We start from the raw sequence: 12,449 nt of genomic DNA on the forward strand, positions 1-12,449 counted from the left end.
AGGCCGCAGCCGCGTCTGGTCCCATACGCGGCTGCGGCCGCCATTGGCTTCCGCAGAGTCACGAGAGGAGTCTGGAATGGATCGCTCGATCGCCCTGCGCGGTCTGGGAACGCTGGTGCTTTGCGCGGCCGTGGCCGGCTGCGCCTCGGTTGCGCCCGTGCCCTATTCGGAGATGGCCTCCTCGGCCTACATGGCGCCGGACAAGTCGGACGCCTCCGGCCGCGTGCCCTACCGCTACTCAACGCCGGCCGACTGGCGCGCTTATAATAAAGTGATCCTCGAACCCGTGGTGGTCTATCGCGGTCGGGATCACCAGTTCGCCGACATGTCCGACAAGGACAAGGCGACGCTCGCCGCCTACATGCAGACCCGCTTCGCCGACAAATTGCGCGGCCGCTTCGCGCTGGTGCGCGAGCGCGGGCCCAACACGCTGCGGATCAGGCTGACGCTCACCGGCGCCGTCACCAACACGCCGGTGCTCGGCACGCTGTCCCGCTTCGATGTTGCCGGCGCGGTCTATAACGGCGTGCAAGCCGCGCGCGACGGCGAGGGCACCCTGACCGGCTCGGTCATCTATGGCGTCGAGATCTTCGATGCCGCCACCGCGCGCCTGCTCTCTGCCTACGTCACCAAGCAATATCCCGGCGCTTACGACATCAAGGCCAGCGTCGGCTCGCTCGCGGCCGCCAATGCCGGCGTCGACAAAGGCGCCGATGCGCTGATGGCGCAATTGAACTGACGCCGCAACCCATCCAACAAAAGGTGCTGCTGATGAACTTCTTCCTTCGCTTCGTGCTGCGCATCGCGATCACCATCGTAATGATGGTCCTTGGCGGCCAGGCCGGCGCTGTTGGTCCCGTCGATCCCAGCGGCACCTGGCTCGTCGAGGACGGCCGGGCGCGCATCCGGCTCGAGCGCTGCGGACCATTGCGCGATCGCATCTGCGGCTTCATCGTCTGGATGAAGGAGCCGGCCGACAAGCGCGGTCAGCCCTACCGCGACAAGGAAAATCCCGATCCAGACAAGCGCGCCCGCGTGCTGCTCGGTCACCAGCTCATCATGGGCTTGCAGCCGACGCCTGACGGCCGGTTCGCCGGCGACATCTATAATGCCGAGGACGGCAAATCCTATTCGGTCTCGCTGTGGCGCGAATCCGCCGACCGCCTCAAGCTCAAGGGCTGCCTGATCAAGCTGTTGTGCCAGACCCAGAGCTGGCAGCAGACCCTCGACGTCCAGCCCGGCCAGCTCGTCGGCCTCACCGGCGATCTCAACGGCCCCCGCGCCGACAGGGAGTGGGCGCAAGTGATCGCGCCGAAGCCGATTCAAGTGAAGGGAAAATAGCCTTTCCACCTCGCCCCGCTGGCGAGGTGAGGGAGCTCTATCGCAACCCTGCCCGCCGGAATCCCTCCAGATAGTGCTCACGGTCGGCATCGCTCGCCCATGGCAGCTGCGTTGCGATCCAATGCAGCGAAATGCCGGGCTGGGTGCGGCGCAGCTCCTGCAACGCCAATTCGGCGAGCGCCCTGTCGCCGGTCATGCCGGCGGAGACGGCGAGCACGCGATAGGCGCCGGTGAGGTCGCCGCGGTGGCGGATCGCCTCGCGCGCCAGCGCGATCGCCTCGTCATAGTTCCGCTCGGTGAAGCGCGCATAGCCGGCGATGCCGTGATAGATCGCCAGCGACGGATCGCGCGGGCTGAGCCGGATCGCCTTTTGCGCCGCCTCAAACGAATCCTTCGACCGTCCGGCATAGGACAACGCCAGCGCGTAGTAGCCCTGCGCCAGCGAGAAGTTCGGATTGAGCGTGAGCGCCTGCTCGAACTCCGAGAGCGCGTCCGCGAGCCTGCGCGTCGAGAAGCAGACGCTGCCGAGCGCGGCATGCGCCCAGGCGTCCTCATGATCGCAGCGCACCGCGGCGAGCGCGGCGGCCTCCGCGACCGGCGCCGCGGTGGCGAGGTCGGCCCAGCCGAGATGCACGCCGAACATGTGGCTCGCCGCCAGCACCGACAGCGCCTGGCCGTAAGTGGGATCGATCGCGATGGCGCGCTCGAGCAGCGCCTGCGCGGCGAGGTGGTCCTGTCGCGTCACGCGCCAATAATGTGACAGCGCGCGCATCACCAGATCCCAGGCATCGAGGCTCGAAGGCGGCTTGCGGTCGGCGCGAAAATTCTCCGCGGCATGGATCTGCGGCTCGATTGCCGCGGCGATCGCGCTGGTGATCTCGTCCTGCACCGTGAAGACGTCGACGAGCTCGCGGTCGTAGCGCTCGGCCCAGAGGTGGCCGCCGGAGCTGGCATCGTTGAGCTGCGCGGTGATGCGCACGCGGTTGTCCACCTTGCGCACGCTGCCCTCGACGATGTAGCGGACGCCGAGCTCTTCCGCGATCTGCCGGATGTGGACCGCGCGTCCCTTGTAGGTGAAGGACGAGTTGCGGGCGATCACCATGAACCAGCGCTGCTTTGACAGCGCGGTGAGGATGTCCTCGCTGATGCCGTCGCCGAAATACTCCTGGGCGGGATCGCCGCTCATGTTTTCGAAGGCAAGCACCGCGATCCCCGGGCGGTCCGACACGACCCGCGCGGGGGTAGGGCCGGCCACGGCCGGCACAGGCGAGGCTGCCATTTCTTCCCGGACTTCGCCGACAAATCGAAAGCCTTTGCGCGGTATCGTCTTGATCAGCCGTTGGGTCGCGCCGTCGTCGCCGAGCGCCTTTCGTGCGGCGTTGATCCGGCTATTCAGCGCGGAGTCCGAGACGATGCGGTCGCTCCAGATCTGGCTGATCAGGTCATCCTTGCTGACCACTCGGGCGCGCTGCGCGACCAGATAGAGCAGCAGATCGAACACCTGCGGCTGCAACGGCACGGCTGCCCCGGCGCAGGTGAGCTCCCGCAGGTCGCCGTCGAGTACGTTGTTTTCAAAGCGAAATCGCACGTTTCTGTCGTCTCAAGCAAAAATCAAAGTCGTCTCAGGCGAAAATCAACCGTCCGCGAAAGTCACGGGACGTCCGATGCGGCATGGTGCAGCGACCAGTGAAGTGCCGGCGTTTTGGCACACGGAGCTTTCTATGTCCCAAATTGATCAACAGGTTCATTCCATCGGCCCGGAGGTTGCGGGCTTTCGCATCTTCAAGTTCATCGCCTTTCTGTACGGAATTGCGGCGTATCTCGTGTTTTTCGTGACCATTCTCTATGCGATCGGCTTCGTCATGGGACTGGTGGTGCCGAAGACCATCGACACCGGAACCGACACGCCGACGGCCGAGGCCGTCATCATCAATCTTCTCCTGATGGCGCTGTTCGCCGTCCAGCACAGTGTGATGGCGCGCCAGCGCTTCAAGGCGTGGTGGACGCAGTTCGTCCCCAAGCCGGTCGAGCGCAGCACCTATGTGCTGTTCGCGAGCCTGTCACTGCTCGTCCTGTTCTGGCAATGGCGTCCGCTGCCCACGATCATATGGGACGTGAACAGTCCGGATCTCGCCGTGACGCTGGTCACGCTCTCGCTCGTGGGCTGGGTGCTGGTGTTCACCTCGACCTTCATCATCAACCACTTCGAGCTGTTCGGATTGCATCAGGTGACCAATCATCTCGTCGGCAAGGAGGTGGCGCCGCCGCGCTTCAAGACGCCGCTGCTCTACAAGTTCGTCCGCCATCCGATCTATCTCGGCTTCATCATCGCGTTCTGGTCGGCGCCGACCATGACCGCGGGCCATCTGCTGTTTGCGGCCGTGACCACGCTCTACATCTTCGTCGGCATCGCGCTGGAGGAGCGCGACCTCGTCGATCTCTTCGGCGACGAGTACCGGCAGTACAAACAACGGGTGTCGATGCTTATTCCCTGGCGCCGGTCAGTATAATCTTCGCGTCTCTCCGCGCGCGTCCGCCGAAAGGAGGATGCGCGGCGGCGCCGACACGCGTAACGCGGGCTTTGCACGAGTCCAGCCTTCACCGTCCCCCGGGGTGACTCCCCCTCACCCCGACGCCTCTCCCCGCATCCACTCCGCCGCGACTTCGGCGGACAAGAGCGGGGAGAGGATTTCCAGCCCTCATCAACGGAGACGACCAAATGAAACATGTCGGAAACTGCTTCTGTGGCGCGGTCACGGTCGAAGTCACGGGCGCGCCGGAAGCAATGGGCTACTGCCATTGCCGCTCCTGCCGCTCGTGGTCGGGCGGACCGGTCAATGCCTTCAGCCTGTGGAAACCGGAAGCCGTGCGCATCACCGAAGGCGCCCAGCACGTCGAGACCTTTGCCAAGACCCCGCTCAGCCAGCGCAAGTTCTGCGAGAAGTGCGGCGGCCATCTCATGACCAACCATCCGCCGCTCGGCCTGGTCGACGTCTTCACCGCCACCATCCCCACGCTCGCCTTCGCGCCCGGCGTCCACGTCAACTATTCCGAGACGGTGCTGCCGATGCGCGATGGCCTGCCCAAGCTGAAAGATTTTCCGGCAGAGTTCGGCGGCAGCGGCGAGATGATGCAGGAGTAGGATGCGTTTCCCTTCTCCCCTTGTGGGAGAAGGTGGCATAGGCGGCCGTGCCGCCGTTCTTAGGAACGCCGATGCTTTGCATCGGCTATGGCGCCGGATGAGGGGTTCTCTCCGCGAACTCAAATTGTAAGAGATTCGCACGCGGAGACAAACCCCTCACCCCGGCTTCGATGCTTTGCATCGAAGCCACCCTCTCCCGCAAGGGGCGAGGGTGCACCTTCGATGTGGCGCGTGATGTCTACTTCATCCCCGCGCGCCGAAATCCTTCCAGATAATGCTCGCGATCCTCTTCCCGCATCATCGGCAGCTCGCGGGTGATCCAGGCGAGTGAGACGCCTGGCTGGGCACGGCGCAGTCCTTCCAGCGCGGAAGCTGCAAGCGCCGGATCGCCGAGCATGCCGGCGGCGGCCGTCAGCACGCGATGCGCGCCGACGAAATCGGCGCGTTGCCGCATCGACTCGCGCGCCATTTGCACGGCCTCCTCATAGTTGCGGCCGATGAACTGGGCGTAGGCCGCGACGCCGCAATAGATCGCCGCAAGCGGATCGCGCGGGCTCAGCCGCAGCGCGCGGCGCGCAGCGGCATCGCCCTCTTGCCATCGCCCGACGTAACACAGCGTCACGCCGAGGAAGGCGTGTGCCATGGCAAAATTCGGATTGAGGTTCAGCGCCAGCCCGAACTCCGCCAGCGCGTCGTCGAAGCGGCGGCGGAACAGGTAAGTATAGCCGAGGCCGTGATGGGTCCACGTGTCCTCGCGATCGGCTTCCACCGCCGCGAGCGCCGCACGTTCGGCAACCGGGATGGTCGCGCTGAACTCGGCCCAGCCCATATGCGCGCCGAAGATGTGGCTGGTCGCGAGCAGCCCCAGCGCCTTACCATAGGCCGGGTCGATCGCGATCGCCTTTTCGAGCAGCGCCTGCGCCGCTGCATTGTCCTCGCGCGTGATGCGCCAGTAATGCGACAGCGCGCGCATCACGAGGTCCCAGGCGTCCAGGCTGCCCGGTGGCTTCTGCTGGGCGCGAAAACTCTCGGCGGCATAGAGTTGCGGCTCGATCGCGGCGACGATCGCTTCAGTGATTTCGTCCTGCACGGCGAAGATGTCGGCAAGCTCGCGGTCGTAGCGTTCCGCCCAGAGATGGCTGCCGGTCGAGACGTCGTTGAGCTGGGCCGAGATGCGGACGCGATCGCCGCTCCGCCGCACGCTGCCCTCGACCACGTAGCGCACGCCGAGCTCGCGTGCGATCTCGTGGATGTGCACGGCACGGCCCTTGTAGACGAAGGAGGAGTTGCGGGCGACCACGAAGAACCAGCGCAGCTTCGACAGCGCGGTGATGATGTCCTCGCTGATCCCATCGGAGAAATAGTCCTGCTCGCGGTCGCCGCTCATGTTGGTGAAGGGCAGCACGGCGACCGCAGGCCGTTCGGACAGCGCAACTGTGGTGTGCGGTTCCGTTGCCCAGCGGCTGGGTTCCGGCGCAGCCGCGCCGCGCTTCGTCTCGACGTCGCCGACGAAACGAAAGCCCTTGCGGGCGATGGTGCGGATCACCGCCTGGCTCGCACCATTGTCGCCGACCGCCTTGCGTGCGGCATTGATCCGGCTGGTCAGGGTGGATTCGGACACGCTGCGCCCGTGCCAGATCTTGTCGATCAGCTCGTCCTTGCTGACCACCCGGTCGCGATGTTCCATCAGATGGACGACCAGGTCGAAAACCTGCGGCTCCACGGCAACGGGAACCTGCTCGCGGCTCAGCTCGCGCCGGTCGGTATCGAGAAGGTGATCCCGGAACAGAAACTGCACGTCGAAAACTCAGACCTCAATACGAAATCAGGCAAATACAAAAGAAATGGATTTCGACCTAAGTCTGTGAGTCCACCGGGACGCTGCTTGGTTCACCGTAATCGCAAGATGGCTGCCATGCCATTTGCGGGCAGGAATGCAACCTCGACTAGAATGTGGCCCGTTTGGTCGGATTGCCACGAGCTGCCCCCTCTCCGTCATTGCGAGCGCAGCGGAGCAATCCAGAATCCTTCCGCGGAGACAGTCTGGATTGCTCACATGGGGAATGTGTATGTCAAGGATGAGCAGTCACCTTTTTGTTCGACTGCAGCCACCTCTTCGTCCCGACCGCGGGTTCTGCAGGATGGCGCGCGCAGATCAAGTCAAGGCCGGCCTGTTAGGGCCGCCGCGAAGCGGCTTGGCCTTGAGTTGAGCGAGCACGCCATCATGCTTGGTGCGTTGGGCCGATAGGAGCTCCTCGCGTTGGCGGTTCTGTCAGGGCATCTGCCATCCTCGCATTTGCGATCCAAGGGTCGAGCCGGTTCGACGATCTGGGTTGCTTGCCAGATCAAACTCACATTCGGTCGTCGCACAAGGCGACTGCACCACGATTCCGCTTGCGGCGGGCAGGCTCGAGAGGACGAGGCCATTCTTCGTTGCGGCGTTTGAAGCCATGCAATCCATCGGTTCGTCCACCCGGATCTTCCGAGACTGATCGGGCCTCGGCAGATGGGTTATGGTTCTTTCGTTGCGCGCGGGCGGCGAAGCACGCCGCTTGGTGCGGTCCGGATCAGGCGGCGGGCTTCATCACGGCCCCCTCGATGGTCTCGCCCGCGGTGACATACTTCCACAAGGTCACGAGAAGCTTGCGCGCCAGCGCCACGATCGCGCGCTTGCGGCCTTGCGGGCTTCGCTCCTTGAACCAGCGCGTCAGGGCCGACTGCGGCTGGTGACGTATCCACAGCCAGGCGAGCTGGATCATTGTGGTCCGCAGCCTGGGATTGCCGGCCTTCGACACGCCCTGCTCGTGCCGGATGCCTCCGCTTTGCCACGGCGTCGCCGCAAGCCCCGCATAGGCGGCGACCTGGCGGCGGTTGGAGAACTGCCGGTAGAACGCCTCCGACCAGAGCACGGCCGCAAAGTTGGCGCCGAGCCCTTTCAAGGCCAGCAGCATCGCCACCGGATCCGGCGCGACCTTGTCTGCAGCGTTCTTGTCTGCAGGCTTCCGGGCTGCGGCCAGCAGAGCATCTCGCGCGGCCTCGACCGCCTTGATCTGTTCCAGAAGCAGTTCGACCCGATCGAGCTCGCGGCCGATCTGCGCCTTCAAATGCGAAGGCAGCTCCCGCCCGTCGCCCGTGCGCAAGGCCTCAAGCCGCGCCCGCCGATTGCGCCGCAGCGGCACGTAGTCGGATATCCCCTGCGCGAACAGAAGACCCTTGATCCGGTTCACATGCGTGATGCGCTCGGCGATCAGCGTCGCTCGTTCGCGACACAGCCTGCGCCGGTCCTCCTCTTCAGGCGAGGGCGCAACCACCATCGCACAGACCCGCGGCTCGCCGCGCTTGTAGGCCAGAAGCGCCCGCAACAGCGCCTCGCCATCGAGCCTGTCAGTCTTGGCCCGCCGCCGCCGTCGCGACGTCGCAATCGAGGCGGGATCGACCACGTGGCTCTCAATGCCGTTCTGTTGCAGAACACGGTGCAGCCAGAACCCGTCCAGCCCAGCTTCCTGGATCGTGATGATCGGATAGCTCTCGCGGGTCCTGGCCTCCGCCTTGCGCCTGAGTTCCGCAAACAGCTTCATCAGCTCAGCCGTATCGCCGGCCGTGACGCTGTGCCTGGACATCTTCTCGCCCGTACCAGGCGAAAGTGACGTAATCACCCACGTCGAACGGCTCAGTTCCAAAGACACAAAAATTGCGCCAAACTGCGTGCGGATAGCGGTCGGTCCGTCGGAAGGATGATCGAGCAACATCGTCGTCTCCAGGTTGAGGGGGTCAGCAACCTCAGTCTGGCCTCAGACCTGGTCGCTATCCACTCCCCATGGAATCTTCGTCGCAAGAGCTCCTCGCAATGACGACATCGAATATGTGGCGAACACTGAATGTCGATTGCTCCGCCAGACATCCCGCGTAATCTACATCCCCACACAAAACACCAACCACGAAGAAACGCCCATGCCCGCTTTTCCCGCCTCCACCACCGTGCTCGACTCCATGCTGTTCCGCGACGCCTTCGGCACGCCGCAGATGCGGGAGGTGTTTTCCGATGTCGCGCTGGTGTCGCGCTATGCCGAGATGGAGGTGGCGCTGGCGAGGGCCGAAGCGAAATGCGGCGTGATCCCGCAGGAAGCCGCCGACCAGATCGCGGCGCAGACCGACGTCGCCGCGCTCGATTTCGAGCTGCTGCGGCAGGAGACCGACATCGTCGGCTATCCGATCCTGCCTCTGGTGCATCAGATGGTGAAGCAGTGCGGCGAGGCCGGCCGCTATGTGCATTGGGGTGCCACCACACAGGACATCATGGACACCGCCGTCGTCCTGCAATTGCGCGCAGGATTCGAAATCATCGAACAGGATATCGCCGAGCTCCGTCGCATCCTCGCAGATCTGTCGAAACGCTATCGCGACACACCGATGGCCGGCCGCACCCATCTCCAGCAGGCGCTGCCGGTGACCTTCGGTTACAAGACCGCGATCTGGCTTGCGATGTTCGACCGCCACGCCGAACGTCTGGCGCAATTGAAGCCGCGCGTCCTGGTCGGCCAGTTCGCCGGCGCCGCCGGCACGCTGGCCTCGCTCGGCGACAAGGGCTTTGAGGTGCAGGAGGCGCTCTGCGCCGAGCTGAAGCTCGGCGTTCCCGCCTCGACCTGGCACGTCGCGCGCGACGGCTTTGCGGAAGCCGTGAACTTCCTCGCGCTCGTCACCGGCTCGCTCGGCAAGATCGCGTTCGACATCATGATCATGGCCTCGACCGAATTCGCCGAGGTCTACGAACCCTTCGTCAAGGGCCGCGGCGCCTCCTCGACCATGCCGCAAAAGCGCAACCCGATTTCCTCGGAACTGATGCTTGCGGCGTCCAAAGCTGTGCGCCAGCACGCCGGTCTGATGCTCGACGCGATGGTGCAGGATTTCGAGCGCGCCACCGGTCCCTGGCACGCCGAATGGATGGCGATCCCCGAAAGCTTCGTGCTGACCGCCGGCGCCCTGCACCAGGCGAAGTTCGCACTCGCGGGCCTCGTCGTGGACGAAGCGAAGATGAATGAAAATCTCTCCATCAGCCGCGGCCTGATCGTCGCCGAGGCCGTGATGATGGGGCTTGCGGCGCAGCTCGGGCGGCAAGAGGCGCATGATGTGGTCTATGACGCCTGCCGGCAGGCCAATGAAACTGGTTTGAGCCTTGCGGACGCGCTGTCCGCGGATTCGCGCGTCTCGAGCCGCATCGATCGCAGTACCATCGAGGCGCTCACCTCACCGAAAAATTACCTCGGCCTTGCTCCCGCCATGGTCGACCGGGTGCTGAAATCGGCAACGCGTTGAAAACCAAGATGCGTGAAACTGCGTATCTTCTGCGCATCTCAAGGTGCTCGCGCTATTGCGCTGTGGGATGCTAGACTTAGATGAAATAGAGACTTTCGGCAGAGGACCCGGCATGACCGATCAACGCAATATCTCAACTCCTATCGATCCCGTGAAACTCGACCGGCTGGCCGAAGTGGCGGTGAAGGTGGGCCTGGGCTTGCGGCCGGGACAGGATCTTCTCTTGACGGCGCCTGCTATCGCGCTGCCGCTGGTGCGGCGGATCGCGGTACATGCCTACAAGGCCGGCGCCGGCATCGTGACGCCGATCCTGTCAGACGAGGAGATGACGCTGGCGCGCTACCGCCACGGCCACGACAACAGTTTTGATCGCGCCGCCGGCTGGCTTTATGAAGGCATGGCCAAGGCATTTTCCGACAACACCGCGCGGCTTGCCATCGTCGGCGACAACCCGTTGCTGCTGTCGGGCGAGGACCCGTCGAAGGTGGCGCGCGCCAGCAAGGCCAATTCCATGGCCTATCAACCGGCGCTGGAAAAAATCGTCAATTTCGACACCAACTGGAACATCATCGCGTATCCGAGCCCGACCTGGGCGAAGCAGGTATTCCCCAACGATCCCGAGGACGTTGCGATCGGCAAGCTCGCGGACGCGATCTTCGCGGCGTCCCGCGTTGACCGCGACGACGCCATGGCCAACTGGGCCAGCCACAATGCGGTGCTGCGCGAGCGCACCAACTGGCTCAACGGCCAGCGCTTCCGCGCGCTGCAATACGCTGGTCCGGGCATCGATCTCACCATCGGACTTGCCGACGGCCATGAGTGGGAGGGCGGCGCGTCGCTCTCCAAGAACGGCATCAGCTGCAACGCCAACATTCCGACCGAGGAAGTCTTCACCACGCCGCATTGCCGGCGGGTCTATGGCCACGTCGTGAGCTCGAAGCCGCTATCCTATCAGGGCACGCTGATCGACAACATCGCCGTGCGTTTCGAGGACGGCCGCATCGTCGACGCCAAGGCCTCGCGTGGCGCGGAAGTGCTCAACAAGGTGCTCGACACCGACGAGGGTTCACGCCGGCTCGGCGAAGTGGCGCTGGTGCCGGATTCCTCGCCGATCTCGCAGAGCGGGCTGTTGTTCTACAACACGCTGTTCGACGAGAACGCGGCCTCGCACATCGCGCTCGGCCAGTGCTATTCGAAGTGCTTCGTCAACGGCGCGCAGCTCACGCCGCAGCAGATCGCAGCGCAAGGCGGCAACCAGAGCCTGATCCATATCGACTGGATGATCGGCTCGGCCGAGACCGACATCGACGGCATCCTGGCCGACGGCAGCAAGGTCCCGGTGTTCCGCAAGGGTGAGTGGGCGAAGTAACCCGTTCGTTCGCCTACGCCGCCGCGTTGCGCAGCATCGGATTGTTGTCGATGCTGAAGCGGTTGAACAGCGTCGTGAACGGGCTGCCGTCGGTGGCTCGCACGATGGCATCGGAGGCCGCGACGGCGTCGTACAGCGCGCCGACCAGGTCGTCGGCTTCCGGCAAATCGAGTGCGTCGCGGATCGCCTCGCGGGCCTCGTTGATGTCGTCCTCGTCGTCGAGTGTCGTCTCCAGCGCATCGGCCGCCCGCCGCATTTCCGCAAGGTCGCCGCCGGCCGAGAATTTGAGGACGTCCAGCCAATAGGGGCAGGCGACGACCAGTTGGACGAATGCCTCGAAACTGCCTGCGATGATTCCGGCGCGCCCTTCCGATGAGACGTAGAGCACATCCTGCGACGGCAGCAGCACGAAGGCGCCGCCCGAGCCGTCGCTGGCGATCTGCCGGGGTTTTTCGATGCCGTCGATGGCGAACCAGGGCTCCTCGTCCGGCGCGAAGGAGACGTCGAAGCTGCCGAGCCACGCAGCGACCTCGCCGTTGGCTGTCAGATCCTCGGGGCTGAGGGGCATCGGTGTGGCTCCTTTTCCATAGCTTTCGCGCATTTTGTCGCACCCAGGAAAAGATGGGTTCATGTGCGCGAATTTGCAGGGAAATCTCGACGTTAACCGCTTCGCGGATGCAACTTGCGGCTGATTGTCGGGGCCTGCGTAAGAAAGAATTAAAAACCGGCTACTAGCGTTCCCAACATCTTTCGAAACAATCCGGGCTCACGCCCGGCCAGTCATATTTATATTCCCTGGGGATGCAGATGTCGCGCGCATTGATTGAAATCAGTAGTTGCAATGTAGATCTTGAGCTGCGTCCGATCGAGCCGGCCTGGATCATCGAGGGCAATCCGGTGTCGCGCTCGCACATCCTGTCGACCAGCGCCGACGGTACCGCCTCGACCATCATCTGGTCCTGCACCGAGGGCCGCTTCAACTGGTACTATGATTTCGACGAGACGATCATGATCCTGGAAGGATCGATCGTGCTCGAAAGCGAGGGCATGCCGCCGAAGCGCTACGGCGTCGGCGACGTGGTCTTCTTCCGCGACGGCGCGCATGCCAAATGGCATGTCGAGGGCCACGTCAAGAAGATCGCCTTCTGCCGCAAGACCAACCCGGCGATGATCGGCTTCATGGTCCGCGTCGTCAACAAGCTGAAGCGGATGTTCCTCTCGCCCGGCGAGCGCCGTCCCGCGACCCTGATGGGGGCCGGCTAGAGCTAGAGCATGATCCGGACC

The 12,449-nt window shown here is 64.2% G+C and carries 11 protein-coding genes; 7 read left to right on the forward strand and 4 right to left on the reverse strand.

What is annotated here, in order from left to right:
- Positions 1-76: 76 nt before the first annotated feature.
- Entirely contained in the window at positions 77-739 is a 663-nt protein-coding gene (locus IVB18_RS03040; RefSeq protein ID WP_247987865.1) for a DUF3313 domain-containing protein, read from the forward strand.
- 32 nt (positions 740-771) lie between these two features.
- Entirely contained in the window at positions 772-1,341 is a 570-nt protein-coding gene (locus IVB18_RS03045; protein WP_247987866.1) for a DUF2147 domain-containing protein, read from the forward strand.
- A gap of 37 nt (positions 1,342-1,378) precedes the next feature.
- Here the strand turns inward: IVB18_RS03045 and IVB18_RS03050 are convergent, their stop codons facing one another.
- Positions 1,379-2,929: a winged helix-turn-helix domain-containing tetratricopeptide repeat protein gene (locus IVB18_RS03050; RefSeq protein ID WP_247987867.1), complete on the reverse strand. Its 1,551-nt coding sequence runs from the start codon at positions 2,927-2,929 to the stop codon at positions 1,379-1,381.
- Positions 2,930-3,062: 133 nt separating this feature from the next.
- Here IVB18_RS03050 and mddA point away from each other — a divergent pair, with 133 nt between their 5' ends.
- Entirely contained in the window at positions 3,063-3,851 is a 789-nt protein-coding gene (mddA, locus tag IVB18_RS03055) for a methanethiol S-methyltransferase (protein WP_247987868.1), read from the forward strand.
- A 209-nt stretch (positions 3,852-4,060) separates the two neighbouring features.
- Positions 4,061-4,483 carry a GFA family protein gene (locus IVB18_RS03060; RefSeq protein ID WP_247987869.1) on the forward strand — a complete coding sequence of 141 codons (423 nt, stop codon included), beginning with the start codon at positions 4,061-4,063 and terminating at the stop codon, positions 4,481-4,483.
- Positions 4,484-4,721: 238 nt separating this feature from the next.
- Here IVB18_RS03060 and IVB18_RS03065 read toward each other — a convergent pair whose 3' ends face one another.
- Together IVB18_RS03065 and IVB18_RS03070 are read right to left on the reverse strand one after the other, a co-directional pair.
- The gene (locus IVB18_RS03065) at positions 4,722-6,281 is read right to left on the reverse strand and encodes a winged helix-turn-helix domain-containing protein (RefSeq protein WP_247987870.1); all 1,560 of its coding nucleotides are present in this window, start codon (positions 6,279-6,281) and stop codon (positions 4,722-4,724) included.
- Positions 6,282-7,050: 769 nt separating this feature from the next.
- Positions 7,051-8,232: an IS110 family transposase gene (locus IVB18_RS03070; protein ID WP_247983422.1), complete on the reverse strand. Its 1,182-nt coding sequence runs from the start codon at positions 8,230-8,232 to the stop codon at positions 7,051-7,053.
- Between the two features lie 202 nt (positions 8,233-8,434).
- On the opposite strand from IVB18_RS03070, the gene pcaB reads away from it, so the two are divergent.
- Both pcaB and IVB18_RS03080 read left to right on the forward strand, forming a co-directional pair.
- Positions 8,435-9,796, forward strand: coding sequence for a 3-carboxy-cis,cis-muconate cycloisomerase (gene pcaB / locus IVB18_RS03075; RefSeq protein WP_247987871.1), 1,362 nt, complete (start codon positions 8,435-8,437; stop codon positions 9,794-9,796).
- Positions 9,797-9,908: 112 nt separating this feature from the next.
- On the forward strand, positions 9,909-11,165 hold the full coding sequence (locus IVB18_RS03080; RefSeq protein WP_247987872.1) for an aminopeptidase: 1,257 nt from the start codon (positions 9,909-9,911) through the stop codon (positions 11,163-11,165).
- Positions 11,166-11,178: 13 nt separating this feature from the next.
- Here IVB18_RS03080 and IVB18_RS03085 read toward each other — a convergent pair whose 3' ends face one another.
- The gene (locus IVB18_RS03085; protein WP_247987873.1) at positions 11,179-11,733 is read right to left on the reverse strand and encodes a hypothetical protein; all 555 of its coding nucleotides are present in this window, start codon (positions 11,731-11,733) and stop codon (positions 11,179-11,181) included.
- 239 nt (positions 11,734-11,972) lie between these two features.
- Here IVB18_RS03085 and IVB18_RS03090 point away from each other — a divergent pair, with 239 nt between their 5' ends.
- Positions 11,973-12,428: a cupin domain-containing protein gene (locus IVB18_RS03090; RefSeq protein ID WP_247987874.1), complete on the forward strand. Its 456-nt coding sequence runs from the start codon at positions 11,973-11,975 to the stop codon at positions 12,426-12,428.
- Positions 12,429-12,449 lie beyond the last annotated feature (21 nt).

It is taken from the genome of Bradyrhizobium sp. 186 (assembly GCF_023101685.1).
Lineage (GTDB): Bacteria > Pseudomonadota > Alphaproteobacteria > Rhizobiales > Xanthobacteraceae > Bradyrhizobium.